Origin of the sequence: Kribbella sp. NPDC049227, assembly GCF_043197265.1 — a bacterium.
GTDB lineage: Bacteria > Actinomycetota > Actinomycetes > Propionibacteriales > Kribbellaceae > Kribbella.
On sequence record NZ_JBICST010000005.1, the window covers coordinates 440,471 to 457,760 of the forward strand.

The 17,290-nt window shown below is 68.9% G+C and carries 15 protein-coding genes; 6 read left to right on the forward strand and 9 right to left on the reverse strand.

The window, feature by feature from the left end; translation table 11 throughout:
• Nucleotides 1–90 precede the first annotated feature (90 nt).
• Together ACGFH6_RS24360 and ACGFH6_RS24365 are read right to left on the reverse strand one after the other, a co-directional pair.
• A complete protein-coding gene (locus ACGFH6_RS24360; protein WP_393387836.1) occupies nucleotides 91–2,367 on the reverse strand; it encodes a DPP IV N-terminal domain-containing protein in 2,277 nt (758 codons plus the stop codon).
• 32 nt (nucleotides 2,368–2,399) lie between these two features.
• The gene (locus ACGFH6_RS24365) at nucleotides 2,400–3,065 is read right to left on the reverse strand and encodes a DUF4097 family beta strand repeat-containing protein (protein WP_393387839.1); all 666 of its coding nucleotides are present in this window, start codon (nucleotides 3,063–3,065) and stop codon (nucleotides 2,400–2,402) included.
• A 226-nt stretch (nucleotides 3,066–3,291) separates the two neighbouring features.
• On the opposite strand from ACGFH6_RS24365, the gene ACGFH6_RS24370 reads away from it, so the two are divergent.
• The gene (locus ACGFH6_RS24370) at nucleotides 3,292–4,110 is read left to right on the forward strand and encodes a helix-turn-helix domain-containing protein (protein WP_393387842.1); all 819 of its coding nucleotides are present in this window, start codon (nucleotides 3,292–3,294) and stop codon (nucleotides 4,108–4,110) included.
• Here ACGFH6_RS24370 and ACGFH6_RS24375 read toward each other — a convergent pair.
• Both ACGFH6_RS24375 and ACGFH6_RS24380 read right to left on the reverse strand, forming a co-directional pair.
• Complete coding sequence (locus ACGFH6_RS24375) at nucleotides 4,009–4,722, reverse strand: 2OG-Fe(II) oxygenase (RefSeq protein ID WP_393387845.1); 714 nt, start codon at nucleotides 4,720–4,722, stop codon at nucleotides 4,009–4,011. The genes ACGFH6_RS24370 and ACGFH6_RS24375 overlap by 102 nt on opposite strands.
• A 48-nt stretch (nucleotides 4,723–4,770) precedes the next feature.
• Nucleotides 4,771–5,289, reverse strand: coding sequence for a dihydrofolate reductase family protein (locus ACGFH6_RS24380; protein ID WP_393387848.1), 519 nt, complete (start codon nucleotides 5,287–5,289; stop codon nucleotides 4,771–4,773).
• A gap of 93 nt (nucleotides 5,290–5,382) precedes the next feature.
• On the opposite strand from ACGFH6_RS24380, the gene ACGFH6_RS24385 reads away from it, so the two are divergent.
• From ACGFH6_RS24385 to ACGFH6_RS24395, 3 genes are read left to right on the forward strand one after another with little or no spacing between them, the layout of a single operon-like run.
• Entirely contained in the window at nucleotides 5,383–6,264 is an 882-nt protein-coding gene (locus ACGFH6_RS24385) for a LysR family transcriptional regulator (RefSeq protein WP_393387850.1), read from the forward strand.
• A 16-nt stretch (nucleotides 6,265–6,280) separates the two neighbouring features.
• Nucleotides 6,281–6,952 carry a hypothetical protein gene (locus tag ACGFH6_RS24390; protein ID WP_393387852.1) on the forward strand — a complete coding sequence of 224 codons (672 nt, stop codon included), beginning with the start codon at nucleotides 6,281–6,283 and terminating at the stop codon, nucleotides 6,950–6,952.
• Nucleotides 6,953–6,988: 36 nt separating this feature from the next.
• Nucleotides 6,989–8,446, forward strand: a complete 1,458-nt coding sequence (locus tag ACGFH6_RS24395; protein WP_393387854.1) for a peptide MFS transporter — start codon at nucleotides 6,989–6,991, stop codon at nucleotides 8,444–8,446.
• Here ACGFH6_RS24395 and ACGFH6_RS24400 read toward each other — a convergent pair.
• The 3 genes from ACGFH6_RS24400 to ACGFH6_RS24410 form a co-directional block, all read right to left on the reverse strand.
• On the reverse strand, nucleotides 8,379–9,395 hold the full coding sequence (locus tag ACGFH6_RS24400) for an alpha/beta hydrolase fold domain-containing protein (RefSeq protein WP_393387857.1): 1,017 nt from the start codon (nucleotides 9,393–9,395) through the stop codon (nucleotides 8,379–8,381). The genes ACGFH6_RS24395 and ACGFH6_RS24400 overlap by 68 nt on opposite strands.
• Nucleotides 9,392–9,925, reverse strand: coding sequence for a hypothetical protein (locus ACGFH6_RS24405; RefSeq protein ID WP_393387859.1), 534 nt, complete (start codon nucleotides 9,923–9,925; stop codon nucleotides 9,392–9,394). Before ACGFH6_RS24405 ends, ACGFH6_RS24400 begins: the two co-directional genes overlap by 4 nt.
• A gap of 77 nt (nucleotides 9,926–10,002) precedes the next feature.
• Nucleotides 10,003–10,428, reverse strand: coding sequence for a MarR family winged helix-turn-helix transcriptional regulator (locus tag ACGFH6_RS24410; RefSeq protein ID WP_393387862.1), 426 nt, complete (start codon nucleotides 10,426–10,428; stop codon nucleotides 10,003–10,005).
• A gap of 152 nt (nucleotides 10,429–10,580) precedes the next feature.
• On the opposite strand from ACGFH6_RS24410, the gene ACGFH6_RS24415 reads away from it, so the two are divergent.
• Nucleotides 10,581–12,422 (forward strand): ABC transporter ATP-binding protein, encoded by a 1,842-nt coding sequence (locus ACGFH6_RS24415; protein WP_393387865.1) that lies wholly within the window; start codon nucleotides 10,581–10,583, stop codon nucleotides 12,420–12,422.
• Nucleotides 12,423–12,466: 44 nt separating this feature from the next.
• On the opposite strand, the gene ACGFH6_RS24420 is transcribed toward ACGFH6_RS24415, so the two are convergent.
• On the reverse strand, nucleotides 12,467–14,923 hold the full coding sequence (locus tag ACGFH6_RS24420; protein WP_393387868.1) for a beta-galactosidase: 2,457 nt from the start codon (nucleotides 14,921–14,923) through the stop codon (nucleotides 12,467–12,469).
• 81 nt (nucleotides 14,924–15,004) lie between these two features.
• Here ACGFH6_RS24420 and ACGFH6_RS24425 point away from each other — a divergent pair, with 81 nt between their 5' ends.
• On the forward strand, nucleotides 15,005–16,525 hold the full coding sequence (locus ACGFH6_RS24425) for an FGGY-family carbohydrate kinase (protein WP_393387870.1): 1,521 nt from the start codon (nucleotides 15,005–15,007) through the stop codon (nucleotides 16,523–16,525).
• On the opposite strand, the gene ACGFH6_RS24430 is transcribed toward ACGFH6_RS24425, so the two are convergent.
• Entirely contained in the window at nucleotides 16,484–17,218 is a 735-nt protein-coding gene (locus ACGFH6_RS24430) for an SDR family NAD(P)-dependent oxidoreductase (protein ID WP_393387873.1), read from the reverse strand. The genes ACGFH6_RS24425 and ACGFH6_RS24430 overlap by 42 nt on opposite strands.
• Nucleotides 17,219–17,290 lie beyond the last annotated feature (72 nt).

The window sequence follows — 17,290 nt, forward strand, 5'->3', positions numbered from 1 at the left end:
TGCTTCTCACGGGCGGGCGGCGACTGCCGCCGGGGCGGCCAGACGGAACAGTCGCCGCCGAAGGCGGTGTCTTTTCTGGTTGTTCGTCGCTCAGGCGAAGAGGTCGGCTAGTAGTTCTGGGCTGAGGGTGATGGGGGCGGGGCGGTAGGTGGGGGGTTGGGTGCCGGTCAGTTCGCGGACCAGGAAGTCCCAGGAGTGCTTGCGGACGTAGGCGAGGCAGTCGATCAGGGTGTGCTCGGCGCCGGGGACGACGAGCAGTTCGAAGTCCTTGTCTGCGGCAACGAGTCGGTCGGCCAGCCGGAGCGTGTGGTGCGGGTGGACCTGGTCGTCCAGCTCGCCGTGGATGAGCAGCAGCTTGCCCGCCAACCGGTCCGCGAGGTCCACGTTCGAGGCAGCGGCCCAGGCCTCGGGGTTGTCGGCACCGTCGTACGTCTCCGCGAAGCCCAGGTTGAAGTAGGGGAGGTCGTGCGAGCCGGACATGGCGACGCCGGCCTTGTACACCTCGGGGAAGTCCAGCATCGCCCGCGCAGCCGCGAACCCGCCCCCAGAGTGACCGAACGCGCCCACCCGGTCCAGATCCATCCACGGCCGGGTCTCGGCCAACTGCTGCAGCGCCGCGACATGGTCGGCCAGCGAGCCCGCGTCGGCTAGGTGACCGTACGAGGCATCGTGGAAAGACTTGCTCCGCCCAGGAGTGCCACGGCCGTCCAGCGCGATCACCACGAAGCCGAGTGCCGCGAGGGGTTCCGCGTCGAGGCCCATCCCACCGGGGTCGAAGCTCGGCGCGACCCGGTTGACCTGCGGGCCTGGATAGAGGGTGTCAACCACCGGATACCGCTGCGCCTGGTCGAAGCCCCGCGGCCGGTACAGCACACCGTAGACGTCCGTCACCCCGTCGGCCGCCTTCACGCGGAACCGCTCGGGCGCCGTCCAGCCGGTGGCGGTGAGCTTGGTGATGTCGGCGCGCTCCAGTTCGACCACCACCCGCCCGGTCCAGTCAACGACGCGCGACACTGGTGCGACGTCGACGGTGGACGCGGAGTCGATGAAGTACGCCGGGTTGGCCGCCGGCGTGACGACGTGGTCCAGCTCGTCGTCGGTGACCTTGGCGAAGCCGGTGCCGTCCAGACCGGCGCGGCACACCGTACGCCGGTACGGATCGTCGTCGACCAGCCCGGACGCAACGAAGTACACCACTCGCTCGGCCTCGTCGACGCGCAGGATCTGCCGCACCGCCCAGTGCCCGGAGGTGACCTGCCCCAGCAGCTCGCCCGTGTGCAAGTCGTAGCGGTACAGATGGCCCCAGCCGTCTCGCTGCGAGTACCACAGCACCTCGTCGGCCAGCACCTGCACGATCGGCGGCTCGAACGACCACTGGTTGGGTTCGACCCTGGTGTCCCCGGTCTCGCTGAGCACAGTGGTGACCTCGCCGGTGGTCGGGTCCAGCCGGTACAGAGTGAGCGTGCGCAGGTCGCGGGGCCGGTCGAGGTAGTACACCGCTGAGCCGTCCGGAGCCCACCACGCCCACTTGGCCATGATCGGCGACACCTGCGGCATCAGGAGCGGCGCGGTCTGTGCGCGGACCACGGTGCCCTCGGCAACATTCAGTACGACCAGCTCGGCCTGCGGCATGTGCTCGTCGCCGGGGTACGCGTATCGCTGGGTGTGCAGGACCGGTGCGCTGCCGTCGGCAGGCCTGGCCTCCACGAGGTGGGTCTGCCGCACGTTGCGCTCATCGGTCCGGTGCGCCAGCACCTTCGTCGAGTCCGGCGACCAGGCGACCGCTGGCGGCATGTACGGCAGACCGATCTTGCGCAGCAGGGTGCTGTTGCCGGTGCTGGCCGGACCGGCGCCGTACTGGTAGTCGGGCTCGCCGTCAGTGGTCAGCGCCCACTCGCGTCCGTCGGACAGAGAGCGCGCCCACAGGTCGTGCCCCCGCCGGGACACCGCGACCTTGTTGTCGGGCGACGGCACCTCCAGCGGGTTGCCCGGCGGCGTGAACTCCGCCCGCTCGCAGGTGTAGGTGTCCAGGCTGCAGCGCCAGTACTCGCCGAACGCGTCGAACTCGACGGCGTTTCCTGCGAGGGCGATGCCCATGAACGGAAGGGACTCAGGGTCGACCTCTTGCCCGGAGGCGGCGGTCAGCGAGGCGGCGAGGCGGGCGTGGTCGAAGGCGGGTTCGCGGGTGCCCGCGGCCGGGTCGACCAGGACGAACCGCTTGCCGGCGCCGTTGCTCACGGCGTACCAGAACCGGGTGCCTCCGTCGATCCACTGCGGCCTGACCTTGTCGCCGACGACGAGCTCGCCGGGGCGGGCGGGCCGGCGGAGGAGCTGCTCGGCGGCTTGGTAGTCCTGCGTGGTGGTCATTCTCTGGGTTCCTTCTCGGTGATCGGTGCGCTTCAGAGGCTGTGGGCGGTGATGTCGCCCTGGGTGGTGGTGGCGTGGATGGTCAGGTCGGTCGCGTCGCCGGTGTTCTTGAGCGAGTTCTGGATCCGGCCGACGGTGGTGCCGGCGTCCAGAGAGGCGGAGACTCCGGCGGCGGTACCGACCGACACGTTGCCGACCTGGGTGCGCAGTACGACGTCGCCGCGCACTGCCTCGGCGATCGTGATGTCGCCCTTCGCGGTGGTGATCTCGGCGGAGCCGTTGAGACGGCCGACGGAAACGTCACCGGCTTGGGTGGCCAGGCGGAGGCTCGCGGCCTCGTCGATCTTGATCGCGCCGTGCGAGCTGTCGTAGGCGACGTCGCCGAGGCGCCCGACGCCGCGGAACTCGGCGCTGGCCGCCTTGGCCTCGATGCCGGAGCCCGCGGGGAGCTGGACGGTCACCTCGATGGACCCGGAGCTGCCGAGGATCTGGGTGGTCGTCGGGGCCTCGATCCGCAGTACGCCGTCGGCGTACTCGACCGTGGTCTGCTCCGCGAGCTTCACGTCGCGGCTCTTCGAGGCGTTCGCCGGCCGGACGTCGACCGTGGTGTCGGAACGGTCGGCGGCGATGAACTGGACGCGTCCTGCCGGGATGTCGAGGACGGCGGAGATCGTGGTGGGGGTGTCGAACTTCTGCATCGTACTGTCCTCCTGGACCGGTGGTTTCTGACACCGGAAACGCTACGTTGCGTTTGAGAATCTGGCAACGCAAACGTTGCGCAGAACTGGCATTTGCGCAGGTCACGGCACGAATATCGTTGCAATAGTTCTGGTTTTAATGCAACGCCAAGCGCCCAGATCGTTGCATTGGAAGGAGAGTGAACGCTATTGTTTCGGCGTCAGCGAAACCTGGAGGGAGATCGCGATGCCGGGAGGCAGGCTCACCCAGCAACACCGCCAGCAGATCGCGCTGGGGCTGGCCGACGGGCTCGCCTACGCGGAGATCGCCAGGCGTCTCGACCGCCCGACCTCGACGATCACGCGTGAGGTGATGCGGAACGGCGGCCCGACCGCCTACCGTGCCGATCTGGCCCACCGCGCGACCGAACGCCGCGCCCACCAGCGCAGGCAGGCCGCTCCACGCGGGCAGCAGGCGCTTCCGCAGGGCCACGGACGTGATGCCGAGGCCGTGCGTGAGTACGAGGAGGCGTTCACCACTCTCGTCATGCAATCCGGCCTGCCGAAGATGATGTCGCGGGTGCTCACGGCCCTCACCATCGCGGACGAGGGCAGCCTCACCGCGTCCGAGCTCGCGCAGCGTCTCCAGGTCAGCCCGGCATCCGTTTCCAAGGCGAGTGCGTTCCTCGAGAGCCAGGGCCTGATCCGCCGGGAACGCGACGAACGCCGCCGCGAGCGGTACGTCGTCGACGCCGACGTCTGGTACCAGTCGATGATCGCCAGCGCCCGCTCTCACGCCCGGCTCGCCGAGACCGCACGGCAGGGCGTCAGCGTCCTAGGCCCAGGCACCCCCGCCGCCGGCCGCCTCGAGAACATCGCCCGCTTCGTCGACTTTGTCGGCGAAAGCATCGCCCGAGCCGCGGAACAAGCTCGCGAGATCCTCTACTCAGCCCCAGAAGTGCGCTCAGGTCGCGTCGTGGAAGACGAGGCCGAGGGTGTGGCGGTGGCCGGTGTGGATGGGGGAGACGCCGTGGCGGACGGGGGAGGCGGACCAGCCTCGAGCTGAGGCGACCGGGCGGTCTCGCGTCGTGAAGACGAGGCCGTGGCCTTGGGGGATGAGGGTCGCCGTACCGCGGGACTGGGCGCGCGGGCGTTGCTCCACCAGGAGGAACTCGCCGCCGGTGTGGTCGATACCTGGGTCGTTGAGGTTGATCACGACCTGCAGTGGGAACACCTTGTCGCCGTACAGGTCGCGGTGCAGAGCGTTCCAGTCGCCCGGGCCGTAGCGCAGCAGGATCGGCGTCGGCCGCGTCTGCCCGGCCTGGTGGCACATCTCCAGCCACTCGTCCAACGTGTCCGGCCACTCCGCGTCGCGGCCGAGCTTGCCGTACCAATCCCTTGCTATCGGCAACAACCGCGGATACAGCGCCTGCCGCAGCGCCTCCACTGCTTCTGGGAACGGCCGGTCGAAGTACCGGTACTGCCCTTCGCCGAACCGATGCCGCGCCATGTCGATCGTGGCCCGGAACCGCTGTACGTCGTCGTACAGTCGCGCGATCCCGGTCGCCTCCGCGGGCGTCAGCAGCCGCGGCAGCAACGCACACCCGAGATCGTTCACCCCGGCGGTCACCGCATCCCAGTCCGCCTTGGCCACTCGCTGTGCATATTTGTCGGTCATAGGCATGGAACGGATCAGCCCACCGACGTGTGAGCCACAGCAAGGCCACTACTTGAGGACCTTGAAGCGGAAGTTCGTGTGTTCCTCGGTGATGACCTCGAGCTTGGTGGGTTCGACACCGGGGCTGTCGTAGAAGCGCACGCCTTCGCCGAGGAGGACGGGGACGATGTGGAGGACGATCTCGTCGACGAGGCCGGCGTCCAGGCTCAAGCGGGGCACGGTTCCGCCGGTGACGACCAGGTTCTTGCCGTTCGCCGCCTTCAGGCCGTCGGCGACCACATCGCGGATGTCGCCGGACACGTAGGTGAACTCCGGGATCGGATTGGTCGCCGGGTCCTTGCGCGTGTAGACCAGGACCGCTCCGCTCCACACACCGCCGTACGGCCGGTTCTCGCCGACGCGGTCGATGAGGCGCCCGCCGCACAGGAACGCACCGGTCGTGGCGATCACCTCGGCTGCCAGTTCGGACGGCTCGGTCTCGCCGAAGCTCCAGTCGAGGTTGTCGTCGCGGTCTCCGATGAAACCGTCGAGGGACATGGTCATGTGCCAGACGACTGTGCCGGTCATGGTGATCTCCTTTCGACTACGCACCACCCTGCCGGGTCGAGAAGTATGCGTCCAATGCCAATCCGAGCCCGGAATCATAGATACGATCGATCTATGCTCGATCTCGTCCGGCTGCGCGTGCTGGCCGCGGTCGCCGCGCACGGTTCGGTCACCGCGGCGGCCGAGGCACTGCACTACACCCAGCCCACCGTCAGCCATCACCTCTCCCGGCTGGAGGCCGCGACCGGCGCAAAGCTGGTCCAGAAAGCCGGCCGGGGCATCCGCCTCACTCCCGAAGGCGAGCTGCTCGCCCGTCGCGCCGCGGAGATCATCGGCCGAGTCGACGCCGCCGACGCCGAACTGGCCGAACGGATCGGACTGCAGACCGGCCGGGTTCGGGTGGGCTCGTTCAGTTCGGCGCTCAGCGTGCTCGTCCCACCGGCCGCGGCCGAGATCGGCCGTCGGTACCCGAACATCGAGCTCGAGCTCGCCGACGCCCATCCCGTCGTCGCGCACCAGCAGCTGCGCGAGGGGGTGATCGATCTCGCGATCGTCTTCCGGTACGACGACGCCACGCCGGACGACGGCATCCGCTACACCTACCTCCTCGACGACCCGGTCTACCTGCTCAGCAACCGGAGCGGGGAGACGCTCACCGACCACCGCGACTCGGCCTGGATCGCGGGCTGCGTGAACTGCCGGCGGGAGCTTCTCGGCCACTGCGCCGACGCGGGGTTCACGCCACGGATCGCCTACACCAGCGACGACATCGTCGTGGAGCAGGCGTTCGTCGCCGCCGGGCTCGGCGTCACGACCATGCCGGGCATGGCGTTGCGGTCCCATCTGGCCGAGGGCGTGCACGCCACCGAGCTGCCCGTCGTACGCCGGATCTACCTCGCGACGTACGGCGATCCGCCGGACCCGCCGGCCACCACGGCGTTCATCGAAGCGCTGCGCAACGTCACGCCGCCGGGGCCGGTTGGAAGCACGGCGTGATGGGCACTAGGAGCACATGCTGGAGCGTGTCGGGCTGCGGTACAGCCAGATCTGGCGGACAGCCGCAGGGCTGTTGGCCGCCATCGGCGTCATCGCGTCACTTGTCTTCGTGTCACCGGCGACCAATCTGGTTGCCTTCCTGATCTCGACCCTCACGGTCGGCGCGGTCTATGTCAGCCTCGGGCTGGCGCGCGAGCTGCCGGCCGCGGAGCTGATCCGCGCGGCGCCCCGCTGGGCCGGGCTCGGTGGGCTGTTGGTGCTGGCCATCTGCGGGTATGCCGCGGCAGTGGGAGTCGAGACGCTGGTCCTGCTCGCACTCCTGGTCGCGACGTCGCCGCCGATCGTCATACGCATCTGGCCGATGCCGAAACCGGCGCGGGAACGGGAAACGGGGCGGCATCCCGAAGTAGAGTCGATCGACGAGACAACGATCGTGCAGCTGGAGGCCGTACAGCCCACGCTGCGCGACCTGACCGACGAAGAGCTCTGCCTGGCATGGCGGCGGAGCTTCAAGCAACTGCAGAGTTCGACCGGGCGCGAGCTGCGACTCGGAGTGGCCGACGTCCGCCGGGCGTATCTGGACGAGCTCGAGCGACGGCAGCCCGAGGCGTTCGCCGCCTGGCTCGCCTCCGGTCCGCGCGCGGCCGGCGATCCGGCCAGGTTCTTCACGCATCGCGCCGAGCACTGACCGCACACCTGGGGGAGCAACAGACGGGAGAGCTGAGTGGCCAGCACCGAAGAGGGCCGGAGTACACGCACGTTCTTCGGGCAGCCGCCAGTGCTCGCGAACCTCTTCGGGGTCGAACTGTGGGAGCGGTTCTCGTTCTACGGCATGCAGGGCATCCTGCTCATCTACCTGTACTACCCCGCCGACCAGGGCGGACTCGGCATCAGCGAGGCGACCGCCACCAGCATCGTCGGCGCGTACGGCGGTCTCGTCTATCTGTCCACGATCCTCGGGGCCTGGCTCGCGGACCGGATCTTCGGTCCGGAACGGACCCTGTTCTACGCCGCGATCGTGGTGATGGTCGGCCATATCGCCCTGTCGTTGCTCCCCGGCCTGGTGGGCGTCGCGGTCGGCCTGGTGCTGATCGCCCTCGGCAGTGGCGGGGTGAAGGCCAACGCCACCTCCCTGGTCGGCACGCTGTACGCCCCGGACGACGAGCGCCGTGACGCCGGCTTCTCGATCTTCTACCTCGGCATCAACCTCGGTGCGCTCGCCGGGCCGCTGCTCACCGGCCTCCTGCAGGAGAACGCCGGCTTCCATTACGGCTTCGGGCTGGCCGCCGTCGGGATGTTCCTCGGCCTCGTCCAGTACGGCGCGGGCCGCGGACGGCTGAGCGGTGCCGCGCGAATGGTGCCGAATCCGTTGACGCCCGACGTGGCGCGGCGCGTCGTCGTCGGCGCCGGGATCGTGCTGGTGGTCGTCGTGGTGATCCTCCTGACCGGAATCCTGCCGGCGTCGCGGTTCGCGACCGCCGTCGCGATCATCAGTGCGGTCGCGGCGGTCATCTACTTCGCCGTCATCCTCAGCAGCGGGCAGGTGACCGATGTCGAGCGGAGCCGGGTTGTTGCCTTCATCCCCTTGTTCGTGGCGAGCGCCGCGTTCTGGTCGCTGTACCAGCAGCAGTTCACCGTCGTCACGATCTACTCCGACCAGCGGCTGGACCGCGACATCTTCGGCTGGGAGATGCCGGTGTCGTGGGTGCAGTCCATCAACCCGGTGATGATCATCGTGCTGTCCGGCGCGTTCGCGGCGCTGTGGACGAAGCTCGGTTCGCGGCAGCCGTCGACGCCGGTCAAGTTCAGCCTCGGTCTGGCGGTGATGGGGATCGCGTTCCTGCTGTTCCTGACGATGGCCGGCGGCGGTCCGAACAGCGCGCCGCTGATCGGACTCGTAGGCATCCTGCTGGTCTTCACCATCGCCGAGCTACTGATCTCGCCGGTCGGCCTGTCCTTGTCGACCAAGCTCGCGCCGCAGGCGTTCCGGACCCAGATGGTGGCGTTGTTCTTCCTGTCCGTGGCCCTCGGCACGGCGTTGTCCGGTGTGCTGGCGAAGTTCTACACCACCGACCACGAGTCGGTGTACTTCGGTGTCATCGGCGCCGTGGCGATCATGCTCGGTGTCGCCCTGATGATCGCGGTGAAGCCGATCCGGCGGCTGATGAGCGGCGTGCACTGAACGCCGTACGCAGGTCGGCTCCGATGAGCTCCACCGCGTGCCTGCCGGCGGACAGTACGGCAGGGAAGTTCAGGAACGCGTGCATTGTGTCGGCGTACTCGACCAACCGGTTGGGTACGCCGTCCCGGGCGAGACGACTCGCATAGTTGCGGGCGTCGTCCCGGAGCGGATCACGACCTGCCCCGAGCAGGAGTGCGGGCGGTAGGCCCGCAAGCGTTTCGGCACGGAGCGGTACGGCGGTCGCCGGCAACTCGCCGTCCGGGAAGTACTGCTGTGCGGACCACCGGTCGGCGGCGATGCTGAGGAACGTGCCGTCGAAGAGGCGCACCGACTCGGTGTCCTGGTCGTGGTCGAGGCTGGGGTAGCACAGGATCTGCCGGTTGGGGAGTGGCTGACCTTCGTCCCGTGCAAGCAGGCAAGCACCAGCGGCAAGCGCGGCGCCCGCGCTCTGACCGCCGACCGCGATCCGGCCGTCACCGTTGAGGTCGGCGGTGTGCTCGCGCAACCAGCGCAAGGTGTCGCGGACGTCGTGGAGCCCTGCGGGGAAAGGGTCTTCGGGCGCGAGGCGATAGTTGAGCGAGACAACGATGACGTTGCCTGCGGCAGCGATCCCGGAGGTCGCGTACTCGATGTCGCGCAGGTCGCCGCCGATGAACCCGCCGCCGTGCAGCCACAACAGCACCGGCCTCGGCCCCGCTGCGAACCGATAGATCCGTGCTTGCAGTGTGCGCCCGGGAAGGTCGATGGTGACGTCCTCGGCACTGGTGCGTTGGTCTCGCTCGCCGGCCAGCTCTGGGTCGGGGAACTCCTGCCGGTCGAGCAGGAGTGCTTGGTACGGATCGAGCTCGGGACCGGCCGGCTCGGCGGCGAAGCGTTCGAGCAGTGCGTCGGTCTCGGCGCGGAACGCCGGCAGGTCGACGATTTCGATGCCCTCGGCAATGGTGCTCACGCCGGCACCGCCGCGGGGGTGAGGTGACGAGCCGCATGCGCGAAGAGGAAACCGTCCGGGGTGGTGCAGACATACTCGGCCAAAGCACCGATACCGCCGCCGAACCCACCGCCCGTCGAAGGATCCGCCCACGATGTCTGGTCGTACTGCTCGATCTCGGCGAGGAGCGCCGCGCCGACGCTGTGGAAGCGGTGCAGGAGCAGGTCGGAGGGGATGTGCCGGCCCGCCTCGACGCCGCCGACGTTGAGGGCGCTGCCGATCTCCGCCGTCTCCCAGCGCGGGTCGAGGCTCCAGTGCAGTCGCCCGGCCTTGGCGTCGCAGAGCACGGCGAGGTTGATCTCGTCCCACATCAGAATGTGCGCGGTCAGGTCGTGCAGCGAGTCGCAGAAGTGCCCGAGCGGCCCGGCCGTCACCCGGTACGGCGCCCGCAGTTCGGCCTCGCTCAGTCCGTCGATCCGATCCAGCAACAACCGCTGGTCCGCACGAATCAACCGCGCGGCCTCAGCCGGCGATGTTGTCGGTGTACGCATGCGCTCAGCCAAGCAGGACGTACGCCGTACCTCGCGTCGATTGAGCAAAGTCCTCAATCCACGCGAGGGTCCACTGCTCAGTCCTGGGCAAGGCGGGTGAGGAGTTGGTGGAGGGTGGATTGTTCTTCGGGGGTGAGGCGGGCGACGAGGGTGACCATGGCGTCGCGGCGGGTGCGGCGGATGGTGGTGAGGACCTCAGTGCCGGCGGGGGTGAGGGTGACCAGGGTGGCGCGGCGGTCGCCCGGGTCGGGCTGGCGGGCGACCAGGCCGGCGGATTCGAGGTCGTCGACGACCGAGGTCGCGGAGCGCGGGACGATGCCGAGCTGGGTGGCGACCTCGCTCAGGCGGAGGGCACGGTCGGCCTGGTCGAGGGTGCGCAGCAGCCGGAACTGGCCGTGGGTGACGCTGGCGCCCACGCCGTCCTTGGTCGCGCGGCGCTGACGGCGAACGATGCCCTCGAGCAGGGCCGCGATCTGTTCAGCGGTGTCTTCCGGTGCGTGCACGAACTGAGCCTAGTGGTGAGCGGGGAGGTGCGGGACTTGTGAGCTTAGCTCATAGTGAGTTAACCTCAGTATATGTCGTCGTCCCCGACCGAAAGGCTCCGATGTCACAGATCTCCGGACTTCCGGGCGCGGGAGCCGGCGGCGGTCGCGCCATGCGATCGCTGCTGAAGGACTCCTCCGTCCGCCACCACAAGCTCACTGCGGGCACCCTGCGCCGCATCATGACGTTCGCCCGTCCCTACCGCGGCTATCTGGCCGTGTTCCTCGTCCTCGTCGCCTTCGACGCCGGCACCGGCGCCGTCACCCCCTTGCTCTTCCGCGCGATCATCGACCGCGGCATCGTCCCGGGCCACGCCCAGGTGGTGGTGTGGCTGTCCCTCGTGGTTGCGCTGCTCGCCGTCGCCAACAGCGCGATCACGCTGGCGGAGCGCTGGTTCTCGTCCCGGATCGGCGAAGGACTCGTCTACGACCTGCGCACCGCCGTGTTCGATCACGTCCAGCAGATGCCGGTCGCCTTCTTCAGCCGCACCCAGACCGGTGCGCTGATCCAGCGCCTGAACGGCGACGTCCTCGGCGCCCAGCAGGCGTTCACCTCAACTCTGTCGAACGTGGTCAGCAACGTGCTGAGCGTCGTTCTCGTGCTCGGCGCCATGTTCGTCATGTCGTGGCAGATCACTCTGCTCGCCCTGATCCTGCTGCCGCTGTTCGTGCTGCCCGCACGGCTGATCGCCGGCCGGTTGCGCGAGGCGACCGCCGAGACCTACCGGCTGAACGCGACCATGGCCCAGACGATGACCGAGCGCTTCAACGTCGCGGGCGCCGTACTGGCCAAGGTGTTCGGCCGGACGCAGGACTCGTCCCGCGACTTCGCCGGCAAGGCCGCGAGGGTGCGCGACATCGGCGTCACCACCTCGATGTACGCCGGAATCTTCCGCGTCTCGCTCACCCTGGTCGCGGCCCTCGCGGTCGCCCTGGTGTACGGCGTCGGCGGGGTCTTCGCGGTCGAAGGGGCGCTTGGGATCGGCACAGTCGTCGCCCTGACCGCCTACCTCACCCGGCTGTACGGCCCGCTGACCGCACTCTCCAATCTCCAGGTCGACGTGATGACCACGCTGGTCAGCTTCGAGCGCGTGCTCGAGGTGCTGGACCTGCCGCCGATGGTTGCCGACCGCAAAGATGCCGGAGAACTGCCGGCGACCGTCGAGCCGTCGATCGAGTTCGACCACGTCTCGTTCCACTACCCGTCAGCCGCGGACGTCTCGCTCGCCTCGCTGGAGTCGGTCGCGACGCTGTCCGCCGAGACCGGCGAAGAGGTCCTGAAGGAGGTCAGCTTCACGGTCGAACCCGGCCAGCTGGTCGCCGTCGTCGGTCCGTCCGGCGCCGGCAAGACCACGCTCTCGTCCTTGGTGTCCCGGATGTACGACGTGACCGACGGCGCCATCCTCGTCGGTGGGCGGGACGTCCGCGAGGTGACCCAGAGCTCACTGCGATCCGTCATCGGCGTGGTGACCCAGGACTCGCACATGTACCACGACACCATCCGCGCCAACCTTTTGCTCGCCCGCCCGGAAGCCACCGAGGCGGAGCTGCGGACGGCACTCGAGGCCGCGCAGATCGCGACTCTGGTGAACAGCCTGCCCGACGGCCTCGACACCGTGGTCGGCGACCGTGGCTACCGGTTGTCCGGTGGTGAACGCCAGCGTCTCGCGATCGCCCGGCTGCTGCTCAAGTCGCCGTCGATCGTCATCCTCGACGAGGCGACGGCCCACCTCGACTCCGAATCCGAAGCCGCGGTCCAGGCCGCGCTCGCCAACGCGCTGGTCGGGCGTACGTCGCTGGTCATCGCGCACCGGCTGTCGACGATCCGCAACGCCGACGTCATCCTCGTCCTGGACGAGGGCCGGATCCGCGAACGCGGCACCCACGACCAACTCCTGGCGGCGGGCGGTCTCTACTCCGAGCTCTACACCACCCAATTCACCAAGGCTGCCTAGTGCCCTGCGTCGGAGATCCCTTGGCGCTTGCGGTGTCCAGGTGACTAGGTTGCCGATTCGAGCCTGAGCCGGCGCAGTTCCGGATCAGCCGGACCGCCCAGTCCGGTCACGAGCAGCGTGAGCCCGGCCCAACCCGGCGGGATCCACAACACGTCAGGATCTCCGCCGGCGAAGGCCGGGCGTTCGCCTGTCCACACCCGCCCGATGCACTCGCCGGACGACCACGCGGTCACCCGCACCTGCACACCTTCCGGCCGGAGCAGATACCCGGTCTCGGAAGCCGGCAGATCCACGTCGAGCCACGCCTCCTCACCCGGCCGCACAGCCAGCGGCAGTACGACGTCCTGCCCCGGCCCACCGCGACCGGCAAAGGCAGTCAGCAACTCGTCGTCCTGCACCGCACACGTCCAGCCCGTCACCGGCTCCAGACTGAGCAGCTCGGCGCGAAGACGCCCACCACTCGGGTCATGCGGCACGGTGAGCGAGATCTGCTTGGTCCCGGCCGGCAGCAGCGTCCAAGGATTCTCGGCGTGGACTGTGACCGGCTCACCGTCGTCCACCGACACGGCGACCGGCACGTGGGCGCCGTGCAGGTGCAGAGCGGTCGTGGTCTCGGCCGAGATGCGTCGCGTGTAGGTGACCGGCGTACCCACACGAGTGCTGCTCCAGCCAGTGAGAACTCGCGTCGGCGCAGGGTCACCCGCCCAGTGGCCCTCGACCGTCCACAACGCCGAGATGTCCTCGGTTCCGGTGACCGTCCAGAGACTGCCCGGACCACGCAGCGCGCCGAGCCGGAGTGCCGGCAACCGGGCGTCGTCGAAGTTGGCGTGACCCCAGATCTCCACGGTGGCACGGATCTCGCCCCTGAGCCCGCGAACGTCGATCCGCCGGGTCGCGCCGAATCCTGCGAACGTGTGGAGCCGGCCGCCGATCGACAGGTCGACAATGTCGGCCGCACCCACGAGCAGCAGTTCGTTGGTCAGCTCCGCGGTGGTGGAGTAGATCCCTCGCCCGCGATAGACACCGAGCGACTCCAGCGTCGGCGCCAGCTCGTGCGTGCCCGCTGGTGTCTCCGGTGCTGCCGTGGCCCGTCGTCGTACCTCGGAAACCTCTTGTGACAAAGGACTCTCAGGAGACACGACCTCGGCTCGCGGCTGCACGGTGACGCTGACTCCGTCGACGAGCTCGGTCGACCCGACCGCGATCTCCACCGGGCTGTTGCCAAGAACAACAGTCACCGGCACCGCCGAGCAGAACACCAAGCCGTCGTCCGCCAGCTCCACCACATCCGCCGACGCCAAGGTCAACACCCTGTCTCCCAGCGGGACGTCGATCAGCATCAACGGACAAGAGTCTGCCGCGACCGCCACCGACACCCCGTTGACCAGCGCTCGCCCATCGGTGCGGCCGAGATTCGGTACGGCGACCACCTGTCCACCGCCGTCCAGGTCCAACGCCGCCGGTGCCGAGCTGGTCGCGAAGTCGGTCGTCACCTCAACAGGCGGTCCCGGTGTCGCCAGCGCCAGCCGCGATCCCAGTGCATCGATCACCCGCCCGAGCAACTGCGCCTCGGCGTACTCAGGCCGCTCCACCCCGGTCGACGACACGTACCCGCCGAAGTCGTAGCCATGGCTCATGAAGTTGCCCGGCTTACCCCAGTTCCCGCTCGACGGGGTGTAGCCGAAGTCCCAGCCGGACGCCTGCAGGTACGGCGCGAGCAGCGACGCACCACTGGCCAGCAGCCGCCGCAGGGTCCGATGCCGCCGGTTCGTCTCCGTGATCAGCAACGGCAGCGAGCGATCCGAGAGCAGGTCCGCGTACCGGCGTACCTCGGCCTCGATGTCCGGTGAGTCGTCGTTCGGGTAGAAGTTGCACGCCGGTACGACGTCCGCGACGTTGCCGGTGGCACCGAACAGATCACCCTGGCCGGCGCAGGCGATCAGCGGCACGGTGATGCCGTGGGCAACCGCCTGGTCCCGCAGTGCGGTGATGTACCCGGGCCGGTCCTCGCAGTCGAAGAAGTCCAACTCGTTCTCCAGCTGAACCATGATCACGGAACCACCAGCGCCGTGCTGGCGAGCGGCGAGGATCGGCAGCACCTGGTCGAACCAGGCCGTCACGGCCGCCAGGAAGCCCGGCTGGTTGTCGCGGATCCGCAGCGACGGGTCAAGCCCGAGCCAGGCCGGGAGCGCGCCGCCGTCCCACTCCGAGCAGATGTACGGCCCGGGCCGGGCGATCACGTGCAGCCCGGCCTCGTGGGCGAGATCCAGGAAGGTGGCGACATCGCGCCGGCCCTCGAACGACCACCGGCCGGGCGCGAGCTCGTGGAAGTTCCACGGCAGGTACACGTCGATGCAGGTGTACCCCGAGGCGCGAACCTGGTCGAGTCGCGCCCGCCACTGCTCCCGGGGCAGCCGGAAGTAGAACAGGGACGCGCACAGCACGACCCGCGGTTCGCCGTCGATGCGGATGCCCCGGGCATCCAGTTCCACTGATCTCATGGAGCCAACAAGATCAGAGTCTGTCGGTGGTCGCCAGGTACCGTCTTGCACCGTGGCGCCGGCGCGACGGAGGGTGGAGGCGTGAACCTCGTCATCGGAGTCGACATCGGCACCGGCAGTACCAAGGCCGTCCTGACCACCATCGACGGGACGGTACGAGCCGTCGCGCGACGAGACCACGCCCCGAGTCTGCCGCGGCCGGGCTGGGCGGAGATGGACGCCGAACGCGACTGGTGGGGTGACGTCGCGGAGGTGCTGAGCGAGCTGACCTCGACGCATCCGGACGACCGGATCGAGGCCGTCTGCATCTCCGGCCTCGGACCATGCGTCGTCCAGACCGATGAACAACTCCACCCGCGAAGGCCGGCCATCCTGTACGGCGTCGACACCCGCGCGACGGTGGAGATCGACGAGATCACCGCACAGCTCGGCGCGGACGCGATCCTGCAACGCTGTGGCAAGGACCTGTCCAGCCAGGCGATCGGTCCGAAGCTGGCGTGGTTGCGCCGGGAGGCCGGCGAGGCGTGGCGACCACAGGACCGGTGGTTCAGCGCGCACACGTACGTCGTGGCGCGGCTGACCGGTGAGTCGGTGCTCGACCACCACACCGCCAGTCAGTGCGACCCCTTCTACGACATCCACACGCAGGACTGGGCGACCGACTGGGTTGAGCAGGTGCTGCCAGGTCTGGCACTGCCACGCTTGGTGTGGCCCTCGGAGCAGGTCGGAGTGGTCCATGCGGCCGCGGCTGCAGCGACTGGACTCGCTGAAGGGACTCCGGTCGTCGCAGGCACAGTCGACGCGTGGGCAGAGGCCTTCAGCGTCGGCGTACGACGTTCTGGCGACCTGATGCTGATGTACGGCTCCACCATGTTCTTCGTGCAGGTGTTGACTGAGCCGACGAGTGTGCGCGGGCTCTGGACGACCTCTGGGGTCGAGCGGTCAACCCACACACTGGCTGCGGGGATGGCGACGTCCGGCACGATCACCACCTGGCTGCAGGACCTGACCGGTGGCGTCGCGTTCGAGACGCTGGTCGCCGAGGCCGCCGCGGTTCCCGCGGGGAGCGAGGGGCTGGTGATGCTGCCGTACTTCAGCGGGGAGCGGACGCCGATCTACGACCCGCTCGCGCGTGGCGTGATCGCCGGACTGACTCTGCGCCACGGGCGTGGCCATCTGCTGCGGGCGGCGTACGAGGGAATCGCTTGTGGTGTGCGGCAGATCGTGGAGTCCTTCGAGGAGGCGGCTGGGCGGCCGACCCGCATCGTCGCGGTCGGTGGCGGCACGCAGGGCGGACTGTGGACGCAGATCGTGAGTGATGTGAGTGGTCTGGTCCAGCAAGTGCCCGCGGAGACGATCGGAGCGTCGTACGGCGATGCACTGCTCGCGGCGATCGGGGTCGGTCTCGTGCCACCGCAGACGGACTGGGCCCGGCTGGATCACACGATCCAGCCGGATCCATCGACCACGTCCGTCTACGCCACCCTCTTCCAGACGTACGGCGAGCTGTACCCGGCGACCCGTCCCCAGGTGCACCGGCTGGCCCGCTCGGTGCAGTCGTCAGGTGACGTCGCTGATGTGGAGCACGGTGCCGTTGGGTAGATCGCGGTCGAGCAGCGACCAGATCGACCGGGCGACGTCCTCCGGTTTCGCGAGCAGGCCCTGTGCGTCCAGTTCGCGGAAGCGCTGGGCGTCCGGCACCTGCTCTTCGGTGCTGGCTCGCAGCTCGGCCTGCATATCGGTGTCGACGGCGCCGGGTGACACCGAGATCACCCGGCAGCCCGGACTTCGGCGGTCCTGCTCCAGCCCGACCGTTCGCACCCATTGATCGATCGCGGCCTTGCCGGCGCAGTAGCTCGACTCGCCTTCGTGCGGGTGCTTGGCCGCGCCCGAGGACACCATGATCAGGTGCTGGTTGTACGGCTTCCCGGCGACCGCCTGCAGGAACGCCTGGCCGAGGACCTGCGCCGAGGCCGAGTTGAGCAGCACGTTGCGCGTGTACTCCTCGGTGTCGACCCGACCGGCCGACCCCAGCGGGGCCAGCGTGCCGGCGTTGTGGATGAACACCACCGTGTCCCCGTCGAACCTGGACAGCCGCCGATCGAAGTCGTCGGCCACCACCGGCCAGGACGCCGGATCGGCCAGATCCACCGCCACGTGAAACGCACCCGGCGTCCCGCCGCGCCGGGAGATGTCGATCAGATCCGCCTCGAACGGAATCGTCGCCGCCAGCGCCGCCCCGAGTCCGGCCGACGCGCCGGAGATCCACACCAGCATCCGCCCCAGCGGACTCATGGCTTTCCCACGCCCGAAGGCAGGCAAAACTCACTCATAGCAGTTCCCCCCTGCGGCGCCCGGACGGTGCGC